Below are 18,782 nucleotides of genomic sequence, written 5' to 3' on the forward strand. Positions count from 1 at the left end.
TCTATTTTATTCCAGCCGTGGGCCGCTGGCAAGCAAAAAAGCGGGGCGCGCCAAAGGGCGCGCCCCGCTTTTTGTCTCCCGACCCGCTCACATCAATCCAGCCGCTCAAAGACGACCGCCATGGCGGGCCCGCCGCCGGCGCACAGGGAGCCGCAGCCATACCTGGCGCCCCGACGCTTGAGCTCATAGTAGCCGCTGATCATCAGCCTCAGGCCGGTCATGCCTACCGGATGCCCCAAGGCGATGCCGGAGCCGTTGGCGTTAACCTTGTCCAGGGGGATGTTCAGCTCCCGCAAGCAGGGCAGAACCTGGGCGGCAAACGCCTCGTTGATCTCGTAGTAGTCAATGTCCTCCTGCTTCAGGCCGGCATATTCGACGGCCTTGGGGATGGCATAGATGGGCCCCACGCCCATGATCTCCGGGGCCACGCCCACCGTGGCGGTAGAGAGAATACGTACCAGGGGCTTCAGACCCAGAGCGGCGGCCTTGTCGGCGGCCATAATCACCGCCGCGCTGGCGCCGTCGTTAATGCCCGAGGCATTGCCGGCGGTGACGGTGCCGTCCTTCATAAACGCGGGGCGCAGCTTGGCCAGCTCCTCCACAGTGGTATGGCGGGGGTGCTCATCGGTGTCCACCACCACGGTGCCCTTGCGGGTCTTGACTTCAATGGGGACAATCTCCTCCTTGAACCGGCCGGAGGCGATGGCATCGGCGGCCCGCTGCTGGCTCAGGCAGGCGTACTCGTCCTGCTCTGCCCGGGAGACATGCCAGCGCTCCGCCACGTTTTCGGCGGTGCGCATGATGCTCTCCCCGCTGAACACATCGATGAGCGCGTCGTACTGCAGCGCATCCTCCAGCTTCGCGGGGCCCATCTTTACCCCCTTGCGCAGCCCCATCATCATGTGGGGCACATTGGACATGCTCTCCACACCGCACACCAGCGCCGCGTCGGTCTTGCCCAATTGGATCTGCTGCACCGCGATCTCCAGGGCCCGCAGGCTGGAGGCACACTGCTGCTCCACCGTACAGGCGGCTCCGGTCTCTGGGATCCCCAGGGCGATCTGAACCTGGCGGGCCGGATTGCCCTTCATGCCGTGCTTATAGACCGTGCCCAGAGTGACCTCGTCGATCTCCCCGGGGGCCACGCCGGCTCGGTCCATGGCGGCCTTGGCCACGGTCTTGGCCAGCTCCACCGCGGGAACGGTGGACAGCGCGCCGCCGAAATCCCCGATGGGGCTGCGGGCCATGCCCACAACCACGACCTCTCGAAACTGCTTAGAAGACATAACATTTCCTCCTCATTCTAGGTATATCATCCCGCATCTGCAGGTATGCTTTACGTTCCATCTTTGACGCGGCGGTGATACCAGCGCTCAAATTCCTCCTCCAGCCAGGCCCGGAAGTCCGGATGGGCGATGGAAATGAGCGCCTTGGCCCGCTGCGGCAGGGTCAGTCCCCGCAGGCACACCGCGCCGTATTCGGTGGCCACAAAATGGGTGTTGGCCCGGGTAAGGGTCACCGGCGTGCCCTGGGGCAGCACCGGCAGGATGCGGGACTGGAGGCGCTTCTCCCCGGTGTGCTTGTCCCGGCTCTCGTAAGTAGAGTGCACGATGATTACGGATTTTCCCCCGGGGGACATCTGGGCGCCCACGGCGGTATCCACTTGACCGCCGCTGCCGGAGATCTGGCGGGTACCCAGGCTCTCCGAGGCACACTGGCCGGTCAGGTCCACCTGGAGGGCAGCGTTGATGGAGGCCATGCCCCGGTTAGCGGCAATTACATTTGGGTCGTTGGTGTAGGACAACGCCTTATGCACGATCGCGGGGTTGTCGTCAATAAAGTCATAGAGGGCCTTGGTGCCCATGGAAAAGCTGGTCACCGTGCGGCCCCGCTCGCTGGTTTTTCGGGAGTTGTCCACCGCGCCGCATTGCATCAGCTCCATGGCGGAGTCGGAAAACATCTCCGTGTGAATCCCCAGGTGCTTCTTCTCCCGCAGCTCCACGGCCAGGGCGTCAATGGTCCCGCCGATGCCCAGCTGAATCGTGTCGCCGTCCTCCACCAGGTCAGCTACCACCTTACCCAGGCGGCGGTCCACCTCGTCCGGCGTGCGGCGGGGCAGCTGGGCGGGATAGCGGTCGGACTCCAGAATGGCGTCCACCTGAGAGATATGGATCATCACATCGCCGAACACCCGGGGTGCTCTGGAGGCCACCTCCACCACCAGGCGCCTGGCATGGGAGAGCAGGTCGCTCTCCAGCAGAGAGGCCCCAGCCAGGGAGAAGTAGCCATGCTTGTCCATGGGAGAGACACATACCGCCATCACGTCGTATTCCGGCACCGCAAAGGCCCAGTCCCGGGCGGCGTTGCGCAGGTTGTTGGGAATAAAACTGCACCGGCCCAAGGCGTCCGCCCCGGTAAGCAGCCCATTGTAGAACACGGACTGGAACTGAAAGGTATCCTGACACGCGGGATCGCGGAACGCGGAAATGTCCTCCAGCGGCTGGTAGTGAAGCACCCGCACATCCCTGACCCGTCCGGCCAGCTGGCCAAGCCCTTTGGCAAAATCCACCGGCATCAGAGACGCGCCGCCCATATAAATTGTGTCCCCGGAGCGGATGCGGGCGATCTCATCCGCCACAGTAGTGCGTTTGCGGAGATATTCGGTTTGATACATGGAGAAAACTCCCTTCAAACAGACTATGGCGGAGCGGTCATTGCCGCTCCGCCATAGCTTTCTGGAACTGGATTTGGTTCGTGGAGGCGTCGATCAGGCGTACTTCTGAACCGCTGCGGAACCCTTGTCGGTAATGCGCAGCTTACGCTTGAACAGACCACCCTCAATGATGTAGCCCTGACGGGTCAGGTGAGAAGAGATAGCGGCCATCTGCATGGAGCGAATGTCATGCTTCTTCACAAACTCAGCCTGCTTGTCGGGGTTGTTCTTCACGATGGAGAGCAGCTCCACGTACAGGGGGGACAGGCCCTCCTTGGCCATGTCGGCCTCAGCGCCGGACAGGGGCGCCAGAGCAGCCAGGCCCTTCTCAGTGATAGAATAGGTGTAGAACTTGGTGCCGATCATACCCTCGCGCATGAGCAAACCACCCTGGTCCAGCTTCTCAATGGAAGCGGCGGTACGGGAGGAGTCCACGCCCATGTAGTCGGTGATGTCGGCCTGATAGCAGTGGCCCAGACGGAGCAGGCTCAGGACCTGCTTGTCAAAGTCGTCCAGCTTCACGTCAATGCGGTTGGTGGCAGTGGGGACACGCTCCCAGCCGGCCTTGCCGTAGTACTTGGGCTTACCGAAAAAGTTGCCGATGACAGCGGCCACCAGGGTAATCAGGAAGCCGGCGGTAGCCATGTAGATGTAGTTGTCAATGACAAAAATCTTCAGCACGGTGCCCAGCAGGGTAAACAGGCACATGGAAATCATGCCCACGAGGGCGCCCACAAAGGCTCCGGTGTTGTTGAAGCGGGGCCAGATCGCGCCCAGCATCAGCAGGATCGCGGGGGGCACCAGCCAGCAGTTGGCGAAGGCAAACAGGTAGGTGGCGCCGCCGGGGAACTGGCAGAGGATCCAGGTGATGACGCCCAGGAAGATCATGATGATCTTGGACATCTTCAGCACCTTCTTGGCGTCAGCCTTGGGGTTGATCAGACGCTGATAGATATCGCGGCTGGCAACAGCGGAGGCACCCAGAGCGGAGGTGGAAGCGGTGGAGATGGAAGCTGCGCAGGCACCCACCACGAAGAAGGAGCCCAGCAGAGGCACGAAGGTGCTGGCCAGGAAGCCGTACGCGCCGGTGGCGGCCAGCTTGCCGCCGCCCTGCACGAAGACCTCGGGATGATGCGCGCCGGCATACAGGCCGATGATAGCGAAGGGAACGGTGAAGATGATGGTCAGCAGGATTGCGGCGAGAACGAAGGACTTCTTCGCCACCTTCTCACTGCGGCAGGAGGCGATCTTCATCCAGTAGTAGTTGTTGCCCCACACCAGAGCGGCGGCAAACAGGATGATGAAGTTCAGCCAGGAGGGGTAGGTCAGCGCCAGCACGGGGGCGCCGGCGGCGCCATTGATGCCGAAATTCACAAAGTCGTTGTTGGCCCAGTTTGCGGCAATAGCGTCAAAGCCGCCGAACTTGTTGGCCAGCAGGGTGAGCATCAGAGGCACGGCAACGACACCCAGGCAGACCTGGAAGAAGTCGGTGATGGTGGCGGCCCACAGACCGGAGATAAAGGTAAAGGCAATGATGACGATAAAGATCACCAGGGTCACAACGGTGGTGTTCCAGCCGGTGTAGCCCACGATGGAGGACACACAGGAGACGATGTTGTTGGCCAGGATGCCGCACATGCCGATGACGGAGGTAATGGCGATAACGGGACGAATCTTGGCGGAGTAACGCATCTCCAGGTACTCAGGCAGGGTCTGGGCGCCGTTGAGACGGACGAACTTGCCCCACAGCACACCGTAGAGCAGCAGACCGGCGATGCCGTAGATCAGGCCCCAAGCCAAAGAAGTTTTCAGGCCGTACATGACGGTGAAGCCAGGGGCCAGGGCCACAGTGGTGCCCGCAAAGCCGATGGCGATAACGCCCATCATGTTGATGAAGGTGGAAACCTCACGGCCAGCCAGCACGTAGTCGGCGGCCTCGGATACCCAGCGCTTAGCATACAGGCCACAGCCGACCAGGATGCCGATAAACACGACGAACATGATTACGAATACGGTATTACCCATAAAACGAAACCTCTCCTTCTCTCTATTTCCTAGAGGGCATCCATGCCCTCAGGTACGATGAATCTTACTCCTCGTCCAGAATGGCAATGACGCGGCACCAGCCGGCGCTGCCGCCCTTGACGGGGATGGGCAGGGCATACACGGTGTAGCCGTCGTCGGGCAGCTGCTCCAGGTTGGCCAGCTTCTCAATGTGGCAGTAAGCGCGGTTGCGGCCGGCGCGGTGGCCTTCCCAGATGATGGACTTGTCGTGGGTCTTCTCAAACTCCTTGGCCTCCAGAGGCAGGGGCACGTCCCAGCTCCAGCCGTCGGTGCCCACTACGTGGACGCCCTGCTCGGCCATCCACAGGGTGGCCTCGGCGCTCATGCCGGCGCCGGCAACCAGATACTCCTGGGTACCCCAGCGGTCTCCAGCGGTATTGCTGCCGGTGCCGCCCCGTGCGCCGCTGCGCAGCAGAACAATATCGCCGGCCTTCAGCTCGTGGCCAATCTTGGCCAGGTAGTCCTGGACGTCCTGCTTGCTGATCTTGTAGCCGTCAGGCTTGTCGGAGAAGTCCAGCTTCACGCCGCGGCCGATGCACCAGTCCAGAGGCACCTGGTCAATGGTCCAGGCCTTCTCGCCGCCGGGGATGATATCCTCGTTCTGGGTGGGATAATAGTGCCAGGGGGCGTCCAGATGGGTGCCGGAATGGGTGCACATCTGCACAAAGTCGATGGCCCAGCCGTTGCCACCGGGCAGGTCATCCACCGTGGTGCCGGGGAAAAAGCTAGGCATCTCCGGTGCAGTGTCCTTGTGGTCGCGCCGCTGGATCTTGGGGATCTGAATCGGGGGATCGCAAGGCAGATCTTCCTCCAGGGTCACTGTCAGGTCGATAATCTTCATGGTTACACACACGCTCCTTTATGATAGAATGGTTTTGCTGGCTCCGCCGGCCTCTGGTTCGGTGCCGACTTCGCACTAAAAATATATAGCAAATTCCATGCCAAGTTTTTAGTATTCCCTCAATCCATTGCAGCGCAATGGATTTTTTAGATTTCTAAAAACGTCCCTTTTTTATTTGTCCGATTTTCCGTACGCTTCTTTTTCTCTTTCAGAAAAAAATTTTCAAAAACCCCTGATAAATCAGCTTTTTTCTGTAGTGTTCCGTTTTCTTTACATGTTCTATTTTCCTTACATATTTTTGCGTTTTCTTTCGTTAAATTACCTATTTTTTATAAAAATCTCATTTAGTTTTGTATTTTCTACCTTTTGTCTAAAGGAAAGTTCTAAATTTTGTTTGGAATCCCCCTTGAAACCGGCCTTTTGGCCTGTTATAGTTTTTTTGATATTGTCCGTATGGTGGTGGTGTTATTTTGGAGCCGAATAACAAGCTGGACCGGGAGTCCATGCTGGAGTTTATCGAGAGTCTGGATGGCGCCGCCGTTCTGGACGCGGAGGGCACCTATATTTATGTCAGCCACAGTTGGGAGCGGTATACCGGCCACACAGCGGAGCAATCCCTAGGCCGCAAGGTCTGGGAGCTGGTCCCCGACACCCACGCCAGAGAAGTGTATCAAACCGGCAAGTCCGTGATCGCCAAGGTGGTGCGTGCCCAGGGCGTGCCAGCAGTTACCAACTATATTCCCCGGCTGGACGCCAACGGAAAGGTCATCGGTGTATTTCTCTATGTCATCATCACCGGGCAGGATGATATGCAGGATGTCTCCAAGCGTCTGATGCGGCTGTCCAACGAGGCCGAATTTTATAAAGAGGAGCTCTCCCGCATCCGCGGGGCGCGCTACAGCCTAGACAATATCATCGGCAGGAGCGAGGCCATTCAGCACTTGAAGGAGCAGATCTACCAGGCCAGCCGCTCCACCTCCACTGTGCTCATTGAGGGTGAGACTGGCAGCGGCAAGGAACTGATCGCCCACTCCATCCACTCCACCAGCGCCCGCAGGTCCGCCAACTTCGTGCGCGTCAACTGCTCCGCCATCCCGGCCGAGCTGATGGAGTCGGAATTCTTCGGCTATGCCGCCGGCGCGTTCACCGGCGCCTCCAAAAAGGGGCGGGTGGGCCGATTTGAGCTGGCGGATAAGGGCTCCATCTTCCTGGATGAGATCAACCTGCTCTCCCCCACCATGCAGCCCAAATTCCTGCGCGTGCTGCAGGAACGGGAGATCGACCCGGTCGGCGGAGATAAGAGCATTCCAATCGACGTACGGGTGATCGCCGCCTCCAACATTCCGCTGGAGACCCTGGTGGAGCGAGGGGAATTCCGCAGCGACCTCTATTTCCGCCTGAATGTCATCCGCATCCAGGCCCCTCCCCTGCGGGAGCGCAAGGAGGACATCCCCCTGCTGGTAGATGATTTTATCCGCCGGCTGAACTATCAGCTGGGCATGATGATTGAGAGCGTGGCCCCAAGCGCCATGGATCTGCTGATGGAATACGACTGGCCCGGCAATGTGCGCGAGCTGCAGAACGCCGTGGAGCGGGCCATGAATCTGGCCGACGGCTCCATCCTGCGCCGGAAGGACTTCCAGCAGCTGGAGGGCCGCCTTCAGGGGCGGCGGCACCGGGCCATGGCGGAACCGGAGGATTACCGCCTAAAGCCCGCGCGCCAGGCGTTTGAGCGGGAATTCATTCGGGACGCCCTGGCCTGCGTTGGCGGGAACCGGGTGAAGGCCGCCGAGCTGCTGGGCATTTCCCGCACCGTGCTCTATGAAAAAATGGACCAATATAAACTAAAATAAAAATTTATTGGTAAGTTAAGAAAGGAACGATATTTATGATGCAACAGCTCCACGAAGCAGTGGTTGTGGCCTATGGCCGCTCTCCGCTGTGCAAGGCCCGCAAGGGCTCTTTTGCCAACGTCCACCCGGTGGAATTTGGCGCCCAGACCCTCAAGGGCGTGCTGGCCAAGGTACCCCAGCTCAAGCCCGAGGAGATCGGGGATGTGATCGTGGGCTGCGCCCAGCCCAAGGGCGTGCAGGACACCAACATAGCCCGGCTAATTGTCCAGCGGGCGCAGCTGCCCGACTGTGTGACCGCCATGACGGTCAATCGCTTCTGCTCCTCCGGCCTGCAGACCATTGCCACCGCCGCCAACGCCATCCGCTGCGGCGAGGAGGACGTGATGGTCGCCGGCGGCGTGGAGAGCATGTCCATGGTCTCCATGATTCCCGATCCCGAGACCTTTGACCCCTGGCTGAACGAGCACTATCCCGACGCCTACATCTCCATGGGCATGACCGCGGAAAACGTGGCCGCCCAGTACCATGTCTCCCGTGAGGACATGGACGCCATGGCGGTGGAGAGCCACCGCCGCGCCATCGCCGCCTGGGACGCCGGAAAATTCAACGATGAGATTATCCCCGTCACGGTCCCCGGTCCTGACGGCAAGGAGATCACTGTCACCCGCGACGAGGGCATGCGCCCCACCACCCTGGAGAGCCTGGCGGGCCTGAAGCCCTGCTTTAAGCCCGACGGTGTGGTCACCGCCGCCACCTCCTCCCAGATGACCGACGGCGCCGGCTTTGTGGTGCTCATGTCCCGGGAGAAGGCCGAGGCCCTTGGCGTGAAGCCCATCGCCCGCTTTGTCAGCTTTGCCACCGGCGGCGTGCCCGCCGAGGTCATGGGCATCGGCCCCATCGCCGCTATCCCCAAGGTGCTCAAAAAGACCGGCCTGACCGCGGACGACATGGACGTGATCGAGCTCAACGAGGCGTTTGCCGCACAGGCTCTGGCCGTGATCCGCACGCTGGGCCTGAACATGGACAAGGTGAACCCCTGGGGCGGCGCTATGGCTCTGGGCCACCCCCTGGGCGCCACCGGCGCGATCCTCACCTGCAAAATGCTGGATTACCTGAAGCAGAACAACGGCCGCCGCGGCATGGTCACCATGTGCATCGGCGGCGGCATGGGTGCCGCCGGCATCTACGAGATGCTGTAACTGCCCATCCAGGCGCAAACAGAAGGGACCGGTCTGACGGACCGGTCCCTTTTTGCCCAAAGGGCCCCATCCCTGGTGCCCGGCTCCCTTTTTCCCCAATATCTTCTGTATTGACTCGTACAAAAGTTCGATATATAATAGAGGGGTACATTAGTTCGATTTGGGGGAGCTGTGCTGTGGAACTGCTGGATAAGCTAACCATCCTTACCGACGCGGCGAAATACGACGCCGCCTGCACCTCCAGCGGCCTGGACCGGAACGGCCGCCCCGGCGGACTGGGGAGCACCATGGCCGCCGGGTGCTGTCACACCTTTTCCGCCGACGGCCGGTGCGTTACCCTGCTGAAGGTGCTGATGACCAACCGCTGTATCTACGACTGCCAGTACTGTGTCAACCGCCGCTCCAACGACGTGCCACGCACAGCGTTCACGCCCCAGGAGCTGGCCGAACTGACCATCGGCTTCTACCGCCGCAACTACATCGAGGGTCTCTTTCTCTCCTCCGCCGTGTGGGGCAGCCCCGATCACACCACGGAACGCATGATTGAGGCTCTGCGCCTGCTGCGGGAGGAGCACCATTTCTGGGGCTATATCCACGCCAAGGCCATTCCGGGGGCTGATCCGCTGCTCACCCGGCGGCTGGGGGAGCTGGCCGACCGCCTCAGCGTCAACATCGAACTGCCCAGCGAACAGTCTCTCCGCCGGCTGGCCCCGGACAAAAGCAAGGCCTCCATCCTGGCCCCCATGGCCCAGATTCGGGACAGCATTCAGGTCTCCCGGCAGGAGCTGGCCAAATACCGCCACGCCCCGCGCTTTGCCCCGGCGGGGCAGTCCACCCAGATGATTATCGGGGCCACGCCGGAGGATGACCGCCATATCCTTTTGCTCACCCAGGGCCTGTACGATCAATATGGGCTCAAACGGGTCTTTTTCTCGGCCTATATGCCCGTCTCGGACAGCCGTCTGCTCCCCGCCCGGCAGGGCTTCAAGCCCCCTCTGCTGCGGGAGCACCGGCTCTACCAGGCCGACTGGCTGCTGCGCTACTACCACTTCCGGGCGGAGGAGCTGCTGGACGAGGCCCACCCCAATTTTAACCCCCTGGTGGACCCCAAGTGTTCCTGGGCACTCAATCACCCGGATTTTTTCCCGGTGGACATCAACCGGGCTGACTATGAGGCCCTGCTGCGGGTGCCCGGCGTGGGCGTGCGCTCCGCTCGGCGCATCCTCACCGCCCGCCGGTGCGGTCCTTTAAACTTCGAGGGCCTCAAGCGGCTGGGCGTGGTACTCAAGCGCGCCCAGTACTTTATTACCTGCTCAGGCGCCTTTTTGGAGGGCCTGCGTGTCAGCCCGGACGGAGTGCTCCGCCATCTGGTGGCCCAGGAGCGTCCCCTGCTGGCCCAGGGTGCGCCGCAACAGCTCTCTCTTTTCGAAGCGGGCGCATAAAAAGGGGGGATTTTCCATGCCAAACTGGACCCCGGTGTCTTATACCTATGACGGCAGCTTTGCCGGCTTCCTCACCTGTGTGTTTGAGGCATACCTCCACCGTGAGGAGCCTGCCTGCTTTTTTGCCCCCGAGGACTCCCAGGTATCCCTCTGGCCGGAGCGCCCGGTGGTCACCCACCAGGCGCACGCCCAGCGGGTCTACCGCTCCCTCTCCCTCAGGATCTCCCCGGACGCCCAGGCGTTGCTGCGCTGTGGCTTTCTCACCTGTCTGGAGGACCGGGAGCTCCACCTGTGGCATTTTCTCCGGCTTGGCTATGCCGTGGGCGGCAGGGTGATGGGAATGCTCACCGATTCTCGGGTGGACGCTGTGCGCCGGGCAGTCCTGCATCTGGAGCACGAGGCCCACCAGTACAAGGGCTTTCTGCGCTTTTCTGATCAGGAGGGGGTGCTGATCGCGGAGATTGATCCGAAAAATCGGGTGCTCCCCCTGCTGCGGCCCCACTTTTGCACCCGTTTTTCCGCCGAGCGCTTTCTGATTTATGACCGCACCCACCGGGAGGCGCTGTTTTACCAGCCCCGGCAGTGGGCCATCCTGCCCCTGGAGGACGTTCAGCTCAGCGCGCCCGACGAGACGGAGCGGCGCTTCCGCGCCCTCTGGCGGCGCTTTTACCAGACCATTGCCATTGAGGACCGGTACAACCCCAAATGCCGCATGACTCACATGCCCAAGCGCTATTGGTCGGCCATGACGGAATTTCGAGCGGATACGCCGCCCAATACCCTTCCCTGAAGCGCTGCCCCGGTGGTTCTGGCCGTGTGGGCCTACACTTGGCGGCGGCCGGACAAACAGACCGCCTCCACACAGGGACAGTCGGCAAAAAACAGCGCCGGGTGACAGTCAAGGAACTGCCGCCCGGCGCTGTTTCTCTTTTCAGTGCTGATGTACCGCCTCGCCCAAGCAGGGCTCCGGACGCTCGGGGAGATTGCCTTTAAAATCCCGGTCAAACCATTTGGGAATCGGAATGCCCTGTTCCACGGCCGCGAAAAAGCCCCCAATCTGGCGCGCCGACTCTGGAACCGCCCCCTCCAGCCGCCGCAGCAACTCAGCATTGCTCTCCTCAGCGGCCGGGTGGGGCGCCTGTTTCAGTGTGATCCCCCGAATGGATCCGCACCCGGGCAGATGGGACACCGCCTCCACTGCCACAGCCCGGCGCCTGCCGTGGCAGCGGGCCAGCATCCCCGTATACCGCACCATGGCCCGGTAGGCCATCTCCATCTTATGGGGGGAGACATGCTCATAGACCGCGGCGGCCGCCGTCCAGACGGCCGGGTCGTCCACCCGGGGCAGATAGGAGCGCCCCAAAGGCTTCAGTCCGTCCCGCTCCATAAGCATCCGGTCAAATTCCCCCTCCATGGCCATATGGGTCACCACGCCGTCCTCCAGCTTTCGATAGACGTAGGCGTGGCAGGCGCTGTCCAGCGCCAGGTGGCAGAGGAAGCCCGCCCCATAGCCCCCGGCCATGGGCACCCCCTCCTCCACGGAGGCCCGCAGCCTGGCGCACACCTCCAGAGCGGAGCGGCTGTGGAGCTCCAGCCCCTCCCTTCGCACGGCGCTTGGGTGCAGAATATGGTAAAAAAACAGCGGGTCGGGGCCCAGACAACCCAGATCAAAGGCCGTCCGCTCCGCCGCCAGGACCTCCGCCAGCCCGGCGGGCAGCAGGGCGAGCACCTTACCGCCGAATTTCAGATGCGCATAGTAATTGGGCATGATTCAGACAGACTCCTTTGCGCCATAGACTATCTCTATTATAGCACCCGCGTCAACACCCGGCGCCTCCTCTCGGTATAAAACCGCATGCGCCCCATGGCGCCGCCGCGAAACTGCATAAATGCGGCGGGACAGCTGTCCCGCCGCACTCAAATCCCATTCGATCAGCCGCCCAGGTAGGCCTTCTTGACCCCCTCGTCCTCCAGCAGCTGCGCGCCGGGCCCGGAGAGGGTAATCCGCCCGGTCTCCAGCACATAGCCCCGATTGGCCACAGACAGGGCCATGCGGGCGTTTTGCTCCACCAGCAGGATGGTGGTGCCCGCCTGATGAAGCTGCTGAATGATCTCAAAAATCTGCTCCACCAGGATGGGGGCCAGGCCCATGGAGGGCTCATCCAGCATCAGCAGCTTGGGGTTGGACATGAGCGCCCGGCCCATGGCCAGCATCTGCTGCTCACCGCCGGAGAGGGTTCCGGCCGTCTGCTTCCGGCGCTCCTTCAAGCGGGGGAACTGCCCGTAAACCCGCTCCAGCCCCGGGGCGATGGTGCTCTTGGGCTGGGTATAGGCGCCCATTTCCAGGTTTTCCTCCACGGTCATCTGCAAGAATACCCGCCGCCCTTCCGGGACCTGGGCCATGCCCCGGGAGACCAGCTTCGCAGCCGGCACGCCGCCGATGGGCTCCCCCATAAAGTGAATGGAGCCGGTCTTGGAGTGGAGCAGGCCGGAGACGGTCTGCAGGGTCGTGGTCTTGCCCGCGCCGTTGGCGCCAATGAGGGTGACGATCTCCCCCTCGTCCACGTGAAAGGAAATGCCCTTGACGGCGTGGATGGCGCCATAATAGACATTCATATTCTCAACTTGCAGCAAAGCCCCCATGCCGTTACGCCTCCTTCCCGCTGCCCAGATAGGCCCTGATGACCTCCGGGTTGTTCTGGATCTCCTCCGGGGTGCCCTTGGCGATGATCTCACCGAAGTTGAGCACACAAATCCCCTCGCAGATGCCCATGACCAGGCTCATATCGTGCTCAATGAGCAAAATAGCGATCTGGAAGGTATCCCGAATTTTTACAATATTGTCCATCAGCTCGGCGGTCTCAGAGGGATTCATGCCTGCCGCCGGCTCGTCCAGCAGCAGCAGGGACGGGTTGGTCCCCAGGGCGCGGACAATCTCCAGCCGGCGCTGAGCGCCGTAGGGCAGCGCGCCCGCCTTGACGCCCGCCAGGTCCTGCATGTCAAAAATGCTCAGCAGCTCCATGGCCCGCTCGTGGGCGGCCTTCTCCCCCCGCCAGTAGGCGGGCAGACGGAACAGCCCGCTGAAGGTCCCATATTTCATCTGATTGTGCAGGCCGATCTTGACGTTGTCCTCCACACTCAGCTTGTCAAACAGGCGGATATTCTGGAAGGTGCGGGCAATGCCCGCCTTGTTCACCTGGACGGTGTTCATATTGTGGGTGTCCTTTCCGTCCAGCAGGACGGTGCCCCGGGTGGGCTGGTACACCTTGGTCAGCAGGTTGAACACCGTGGTCTTGCCCGCGCCGTTGGGGCCGATCAGGCCGGCGATCTCCGTGCGGCCAATGGCCATATTGAACTCATTGACCGCAGTAAGGCCGCCGAAGTCGATGCCCAGATGCTGGGCCTCCAGAATGGGCGACTTATCCACGTCCCGCTCAGGAATCAGGTTGGGGCTGGGCACGGGCACCAGCTTTGTCTTCTGCCGCTCAGGCATGGGTGCTCTCCTCCTCTCCCTCTTGCTTCCGCTTTCCGCGGATGCGGTCTAGAAAGCCCCGCAGCTGCGGATTGTTGGTGGCCAGCATCACCAGGATCAGGACCACGGCGTACACCAGCATGCGCCATTTATCCAGGTTGAAGCTGCGCAGCAGCTCGGGCAGGAAGGTGAGGAAGGCCGCCGCGATGATGGAGCCGCGGATATTGCCGATACCCCCCAGCACCACAAACACCAGGATCAGGATGGAGGTGTTGAAGTCGAATTTCTTGGGCAGCACAGAGGAGTAGTTGAGGGCGTAAAGGGCGCCCGCCGCGCCGGCCAGCACCGCGGAGGTGACAAAGGCCATCAGCTTGTATTTGGTGGCGCCGATCCCCACGCTCTCAGCCGCGATGCGGTTGTCCCGCAGCGCCATGATGGCCCTGCCGGAGCGGCTGTTGACCAGATTCAGCACCACGGTCAGGGCAATGAGCACCAGGATAAATCCCGCCGTGAAGGTGGCCAGCTTTGTGATGCCCGTGGCCCCCATGGGCCCCTTGATGATGGCCCTGCCTCCTTCTGCCAGCTGGAGCGCGGCCTCTCCCTTTGTGGAGAAGTGCAGACCGGCTTCGTCCACGCCCACGTAGAGGACCTGGAGCACGTTTCGAATGATCTCTCCGAAGGCCAGCGTAACGATGGCCAGATAGTCGCCACGCAGGCGGAGCACCGGCACACCAACGATCACGCCGGCCACTCCGGCGAGGAGCGCGCCCACGATCATGGCGATCACCAGCCGCACGGGGGCGAAGGGGACCGCCTGCTGAAGGGCGGCGGCGGCGATGACGCCGGAGAAGGCACCCACACTCATAAACCCGGCGTGGCCCAGGCTCAGCTCACCGGAGATGCCCACCACCAGATTCAGGGAAAGGGCCATGACGATGTAGGAGCAGATGGGGATCAGCTGCCCCTGGAAGGAGCTGCTCAGACCCACCGTGGCGCCCAACACCTGGACAATCACAAAGGCCGCCACCACGATGCCGTAGGTGATCAGATTGCTGGTCAGGCGCTTGTGCGAGGATTTTTCTTTCATTTCCGCCACCTCACACTTTCTCTCGGATTTGCTTGCCCAGCAGGCCCGTGGGCTTGACCAGCAGCACGATGATAAGCACCGCGAACACCACCGCGTTGGACAGCTCGGTGGAGAAGGTCATGGCAAAGATCTCGATCACGCCCAACAGCAGGCCGCCCAGCAGGGCCCCGGGGATAGAGCCGATCCCGCCGAACACGGCGGCGGTAAACGCCTTGATGCCCGGCAGAGAGCCCGTGGTAGGGGTCAGCTGGGGATAGGCCGAGCAGAGCAGCACCCCCGCGATGGCGGCCAAAGCGGAGCCGATGGCAAAGGTCATGGAGATGGTGCGGTTGACGTCAATTCCCATCAGCTGAGCCGCCGCCTTGTCCTCCGAGCAGGCCCGCATGGCTTTGCCCATCTTGGTCATTCCGGTAAAGGCGGTCAGCGCCACCATGATGATCACGCAGGCCAGCACGGTCACCACAGTGGTGCCGGTAATGCTCCGGCCCAAAAATGTAATCCCCTTGTCCCCAAAGATTCCGTTGAGGAACGTGGGAAAATTCTTGGGGTCGGACTGCCACAGCAGCAGAGCCGCGTTCTGCAGAAAATAGCTCACGCCAATCGCGGTAATCAGCACCGCCAAGGAGGCGGACTGACGCAGGGGCTTATAGGCCAGGCGTTCAATTACAACGCCCAGGACGGTACACACCGCCATGGCCAGCAGAATGCCCACCAGGGGGGGCAGCTGGTATTTGGATACCGCGTAAAAGCAGATGTAGGCGCCCACCATAATCACGTCGCCATGGGCAAAGTTCAACATCTTGGCGATGCCGTACACCATTGTATAGCCCAGCGCGATAATGGCGTAGACGCTTCCCAGGCTGATCCCGTTGATCAGGTTCTGGAGGATGTCCAAACCGCTCACCTCTCTCGTTTTCTCTCTTCGGATCACGGCAGAGCACGCGGCGGCCGAAGGAGCCGCCGTCTGCTCCGCCATATCCGTCTGGTTCCATTGCAGCGGCCAAAAAAGCAGGGGCAGAGGGCTGCCGGACACACCGGCAACCCTCTGCGGACACTGCTCTCATTGTGCCAGTCACTTACTGAGCCACGTATACGCCGTTCTCTACCTTAAAGACCTGGGGGTCCTTGGTGATCTCGCCGCTGGCGGACCAGCTCATGCCGGAACCGGTCAGACCGTCCACGGTAAAGTCGCTGCTGGTAAAGGTCTCAATCAGCTTGTCGCACACCGTCTCATGGTCCATATCGGCGGTAATGCCGGCCTTCTGCACCGCCTCATAAATGGCGTACATACAGTCATAGCCGTCCGCGGCAAACTGGTTGGGGAGGTTGCCGTAGGCCTCCTGATACTTGGCCACGAAATTGGCGGTGCGCTCCTCAGTGGAGGACGCGTTGAAGGGGGTCATCAGCAGCAGTCCCTCCGCCAGCGAGGTGTCAAATCCGTCGATGTCCAGGATGCCGTCCATCCCGTCGCCGCCCATGAAGATGGGGGAATAGCCCATGCCCTTGGCCTGGTTGAGCACCAGGGAAGCGGGGCCGTAGTAGATGGGCATGAACACCAGCTCGGCGCCGGCGCTCTGGGCGTTGCCCAGCTGCACGGAGAAGTCGGTGTTGGTGTCGTCCGGGAAGGTCTCCTCGGCCACCAGCTCCAGGCCGATCTCCTTGGCCTGGGCGATAAAGCCCTGGGCAATGCCCGAGGAATAGGCATCGCCGTTGTTGTAGATCACAGCCACCTTGTTGGCCAGGCCGTTCTCCTGGATGTAGTTGGCCGCGGTCACACCCTGATCCGGGTCGGTGAAGCACATCTGGAATACATTGTCCTTGCCCTCCGTCACATCGGTGGAGGAGGCCGAGGGGGTCAGCTGGAAGTAACGGTCGGCGTAGGTCTCACTGGACACGGCCACGCAGGGCTGCGTGGTGGTGCAGCCGTAGAGGATCTGCATGCCGTCGTCTTTTAGCTTGTTGTAGGCGTTCAGGGCCTTCTCAAAATCGCCTTCGTCATCCTGGAAGTCCAGGGAAAGCTGTACGCCGCCCAGGGCGTTGATCTCGGCCACGGCGATCTCAGCGCCCTGCTTGGTGGCCACGCCATAAGTAGCGGCGCCGCCGGTCAGAGGGCCGATGCCGCCGATCTTGATCGCGCCGGAAGCGTCGCCCGAGGGCTCAGCGCTGCCACCGGCCGGGGTCTCAGTATTGCCGCCTGTGGGCGTGTTGGCCGTCCCTCCGTTGCTGCTGCCGCATCCGGCCAGCACGGAGAAACAAAGCGCGCCTGCCAGTGCAAGAGACAGGATACGAAGTTTCTTCATCATTCATTACCTCCATCTAGCTTATCCTTGGCCCTCGCCTCCTTCGTTCCGAGGCGAGGGAAAAGGCCATGGCCTTTCCAAGAAGTTGTTGACAATTATATCTTCCCCACCATTGGTTGTCAACCACAAAAATGCACAATGGAGCCAATCAGAACATGCCGATCTGCGGTAAAGGCCACAAATATTTAAACGTGCCGGTTTAAATTACCAGTCCGCCGTTGGGCGCAATCACCTGCCCGGTTATAAACTGCGCCGCCTCCGAGGCCAAAAAGCAGATGCTTTCCGCCGCATCTCTGGGCGTTCCGATCGCCCCCAGGGGCGTCTCCTCCCGCAGCGTCTCCAGCGCCGATGCGTCCAGATGGGCGTTCATCTCCGTGGCAATCACCCCCGGCGCCACACAGTTTACCGTGATACCGGACGGCCCCAGCTCCTTGGCCAGCGCCCGGGTCAGGCCGATGACCGCCGCCTTGGAGGCGGAATAGGCCACCTCGCAGGAGGCCCCCACCTGTCCCCACATGGAGGAGACCGTAATGATGCGCCCGGCCTTGTTGTGAATAAAGTGGGGCAGCACGGCGCGGATGGTGTAAAACATCCCGTCCACATTCACGCCGAACATATGCCGCCAATCCGCATCAGTCAAATCGCCAAATAATTTCTGCTGGGCAATTCCGGCGTTGCATACCAAAATGTCAAGTTGACAAAATTTCTCCAACACATTGTCAACCATTTTCTGCACCTGTGCCGCGTCGGATACATCTGCCTGCACGGCAATTCCACCCAACTCGCCGGCCAGGGCCTCCGCCTCCCTCCGGGAGCGGTGATAGTTGACCGCCACCCGGTATCCTCTGTTGGCAAAAAGCTGGGCCGCCGCCGCGCCGATGCCCCGGCTGGCACCGGTAATGAGTACTGTTTTCATATTTTACAGTCCTTTCAGCCATTGAATGCACAGCGGAAACCAAGTGGCTACATGGGGATCCTGCTGCTCCGGCCACCCCCGGGTCCGCTCATCCGCCAGTGCCATGGCGTGGGGTCCCTTGGGGTAGACGTGCAGCTCAAAGGGCACCCCTGCCCGCCGAAGCGCGCCGGCGTATATCAGGGTATTTTCCATGGGAACGCTATCGTCCTCGCCCGTAACCCACAGAAAGGCGGGCGGCGTGTCCGGCCCCACCGAGTCCTCCAGGGAAAGCGGCGGCGGCACAGCGCGCCCCTCCCCCACCAGGTGCAGAAAGCTGCCCGGATGTCCATAGGGGGGCTTGGCGGTGATAACCGGGTAGCACAGAATCGCGGCGTCCGGCCGGGCCAGTTCTTCTTCCAGCCCCAGCTGCGCGGCAATCACGCCGCTGTGCCACAGGTTGGCCAGGCTCCCAGCCAGGTGTCCACCGGCCGAGAAGCCGCACACCGCCACACAGCGCGCTCCCCGCTGCCGGAGCAGCGCCACAGCGGCCGCCGCTTCCAGCATGGCCTGGGGCCAGCGGTCCGGAGACACGCTGTACTCCAGAACCGCAGCCCTGAAGCCCGCCTCAGCAAAGGCCTCCGCCACAGGCACACCCTCCCGGGGCGCGGTCATGTGATAGCCGCCGCCAGGCAGCACCAGTACCGCCCAAGGCGAATGCGCCTCTCCCAACAGCGTCAGGCAAATATCCCGATTTCCGGCCCTCAGCCGCGGGTTTAAGCTCTCCCGGCCTATTTGCTCCTGTTTCATACTGTATCTCCCCCTTTTCTATAGTATACCAGCCGAGCCTTTTCCTGAAAAGAGGAAAGCAGGAAAATGACAAAACCTATTGACAAAGCACGCTTATTTGGATATAATA

General features: G+C 61.5%; 16 protein-coding genes. 4 read left to right on the plus strand and 12 right to left on the minus strand.

Features of this window, described 5'->3' with window-relative positions; genetic code table 11:
- Positions 1-92 precede the first annotated feature (92 nt).
- The 4 genes from H9Q75_RS07835 to H9Q75_RS07850 all read right to left on the minus strand — a co-directional run bounded on the left by H9Q75_RS07835 (position 93) and on the right by H9Q75_RS07850 (position 5,618).
- Complete coding sequence (locus tag H9Q75_RS07835; RefSeq protein ID WP_186565842.1) at positions 93-1,286, minus strand: thiolase family protein; 1,194 nt, start codon at positions 1,284-1,286, stop codon at positions 93-95.
- Positions 1,287-1,336: 50 nt separating this feature from the next.
- Entirely contained in the window at positions 1,337-2,674 is a 1,338-nt protein-coding gene (locus tag H9Q75_RS07840; protein WP_186565844.1) for an acetyl-CoA hydrolase/transferase family protein, read from the minus strand.
- A 93-nt stretch (positions 2,675-2,767) separates the two neighbouring features.
- Positions 2,768-4,738 (minus strand): sodium:solute symporter family transporter, encoded by a 1,971-nt coding sequence (locus H9Q75_RS07845; RefSeq protein WP_186565846.1) that lies wholly within the window; start codon positions 4,736-4,738, stop codon positions 2,768-2,770.
- A 64-nt stretch (positions 4,739-4,802) separates the two neighbouring features.
- A complete protein-coding gene (locus tag H9Q75_RS07850) occupies positions 4,803-5,618 on the minus strand; it encodes a cyclase family protein (RefSeq protein ID WP_186565848.1) in 816 nt (271 codons plus the stop codon).
- 470 nt (positions 5,619-6,088) lie between these two features.
- Between H9Q75_RS07850 and H9Q75_RS07855 the strand changes: the two genes are divergently transcribed.
- The 4 genes from H9Q75_RS07855 to H9Q75_RS07870 all read left to right on the plus strand — a co-directional run bounded on the left by H9Q75_RS07855 (position 6,089) and on the right by H9Q75_RS07870 (position 10,902).
- On the plus strand, positions 6,089-7,471 hold the full coding sequence (locus H9Q75_RS07855) for a sigma-54 interaction domain-containing protein (RefSeq protein WP_243200742.1): 1,383 nt from the start codon (positions 6,089-6,091) through the stop codon (positions 7,469-7,471).
- A 35-nt stretch (positions 7,472-7,506) separates the two neighbouring features.
- On the plus strand, positions 7,507-8,670 hold the full coding sequence (locus tag H9Q75_RS07860) for a thiolase family protein (protein ID WP_186565850.1): 1,164 nt from the start codon (positions 7,507-7,509) through the stop codon (positions 8,668-8,670).
- A gap of 176 nt (positions 8,671-8,846) precedes the next feature.
- Positions 8,847-10,112 carry a putative DNA modification/repair radical SAM protein gene (locus H9Q75_RS07865; protein ID WP_186565852.1) on the plus strand — a complete coding sequence of 422 codons (1,266 nt, stop codon included), beginning with the start codon at positions 8,847-8,849 and terminating at the stop codon, positions 10,110-10,112.
- 16 nt (positions 10,113-10,128) lie between these two features.
- Positions 10,129-10,902, plus strand: a complete 774-nt coding sequence (locus H9Q75_RS07870; protein ID WP_186565854.1) for a TIGR03915 family putative DNA repair protein — start codon at positions 10,129-10,131, stop codon at positions 10,900-10,902.
- Positions 10,903-11,043: 141 nt separating this feature from the next.
- Here the strand turns inward: H9Q75_RS07870 and H9Q75_RS07875 are convergent, their stop codons facing one another.
- From H9Q75_RS07875 to H9Q75_RS07910, 8 genes are all read right to left on the minus strand, one after another.
- Positions 11,044-11,880, minus strand: coding sequence for a hypothetical protein (locus H9Q75_RS07875; protein ID WP_186565856.1), 837 nt, complete (start codon positions 11,878-11,880; stop codon positions 11,044-11,046).
- Positions 11,881-12,044: 164 nt separating this feature from the next.
- On the minus strand, positions 12,045-12,746 hold the full coding sequence (locus H9Q75_RS07880; protein WP_423788642.1) for an ABC transporter ATP-binding protein: 702 nt from the start codon (positions 12,744-12,746) through the stop codon (positions 12,045-12,047).
- Between the two features lie 13 nt (positions 12,747-12,759).
- The gene (locus H9Q75_RS07885; protein WP_186565860.1) at positions 12,760-13,605 is read right to left on the minus strand and encodes an ABC transporter ATP-binding protein; all 846 of its coding nucleotides are present in this window, start codon (positions 13,603-13,605) and stop codon (positions 12,760-12,762) included.
- Entirely contained in the window at positions 13,598-14,671 is a 1,074-nt protein-coding gene (locus H9Q75_RS07890; protein ID WP_186565862.1) for a branched-chain amino acid ABC transporter permease, read from the minus strand. Before H9Q75_RS07890 ends, H9Q75_RS07885 begins: the two co-directional genes overlap by 8 nt.
- A gap of 10 nt (positions 14,672-14,681) precedes the next feature.
- Positions 14,682-15,566, minus strand: a complete 885-nt coding sequence (locus tag H9Q75_RS07895) for a branched-chain amino acid ABC transporter permease (protein WP_243200762.1) — start codon at positions 15,564-15,566, stop codon at positions 14,682-14,684.
- A gap of 181 nt (positions 15,567-15,747) precedes the next feature.
- A complete protein-coding gene (locus H9Q75_RS07900; RefSeq protein WP_186565983.1) occupies positions 15,748-16,971 on the minus strand; it encodes an ABC transporter substrate-binding protein in 1,224 nt (407 codons plus the stop codon).
- 199 nt (positions 16,972-17,170) lie between these two features.
- Entirely contained in the window at positions 17,171-17,887 is a 717-nt protein-coding gene (gene ymfI / locus H9Q75_RS07905) for an elongation factor P 5-aminopentanone reductase (protein ID WP_186565866.1), read from the minus strand.
- Between the two features lie 3 nt (positions 17,888-17,890).
- Positions 17,891-18,673 (minus strand): alpha/beta hydrolase, encoded by a 783-nt coding sequence (locus tag H9Q75_RS07910; RefSeq protein ID WP_186565868.1) that lies wholly within the window; start codon positions 18,671-18,673, stop codon positions 17,891-17,893.
- Positions 18,674-18,782 lie beyond the last annotated feature (109 nt).

Source organism: Lawsonibacter celer (assembly GCF_014281125.1).
Taxonomy (GTDB): domain Bacteria; phylum Bacillota; class Clostridia; order Oscillospirales; family Oscillospiraceae; genus Lawsonibacter_B; species Lawsonibacter_B celer.

Bases quoted from the DNA above. Each gene is read 5' to 3' on its own strand.
- H9Q75_RS07860 (WP_186565850.1), top strand. From the start codon at position 7,507: ATGATGCAACAGCTCCACGAAGCAGTGGTTGTGGCCTATGGCCGCTCT.
- ymfI (WP_186565866.1), bottom strand. From the start codon at position 17,887: ATGAAAACAGTACTCATTACCGGTGCCAGCCGGGGCATCGGCGCGGCG.
- H9Q75_RS07900 (WP_186565983.1), bottom strand. From the start codon at position 16,971: ATGAAGAAACTTCGTATCCTGTCTCTTGCACTGGCAGGCGCGCTTTGT.
- H9Q75_RS07840 (WP_186565844.1), bottom strand. From the start codon at position 2,674: ATGTATCAAACCGAATATCTCCGCAAACGCACTACTGTGGCGGATGAG.
- H9Q75_RS07835 (WP_186565842.1), bottom strand. From the start codon at position 1,286: ATGTCTTCTAAGCAGTTTCGAGAGGTCGTGGTTGTGGGCATGGCCCGC.
- H9Q75_RS07850 (WP_186565848.1), bottom strand. From the start codon at position 5,618: ATGAAGATTATCGACCTGACAGTGACCCTGGAGGAAGATCTGCCTTGC.
- H9Q75_RS07870 (WP_186565854.1), top strand. From the start codon at position 10,129: ATGCCAAACTGGACCCCGGTGTCTTATACCTATGACGGCAGCTTTGCC.
- H9Q75_RS07885 (WP_186565860.1), bottom strand. From the start codon at position 13,605: ATGCCTGAGCGGCAGAAGACAAAGCTGGTGCCCGTGCCCAGCCCCAAC.
- H9Q75_RS07910 (WP_186565868.1), bottom strand. From the start codon at position 18,673: ATGAAACAGGAGCAAATAGGCCGGGAGAGCTTAAACCCGCGGCTGAGG.
- H9Q75_RS07875 (WP_186565856.1), bottom strand. From the start codon at position 11,880: ATGCCCAATTACTATGCGCATCTGAAATTCGGCGGTAAGGTGCTCGCC.
- H9Q75_RS07890 (WP_186565862.1), bottom strand. From the start codon at position 14,671: ATGAAAGAAAAATCCTCGCACAAGCGCCTGACCAGCAATCTGATCACC.
- H9Q75_RS07845 (WP_186565846.1), bottom strand. From the start codon at position 4,738: ATGGGTAATACCGTATTCGTAATCATGTTCGTCGTGTTTATCGGCATC.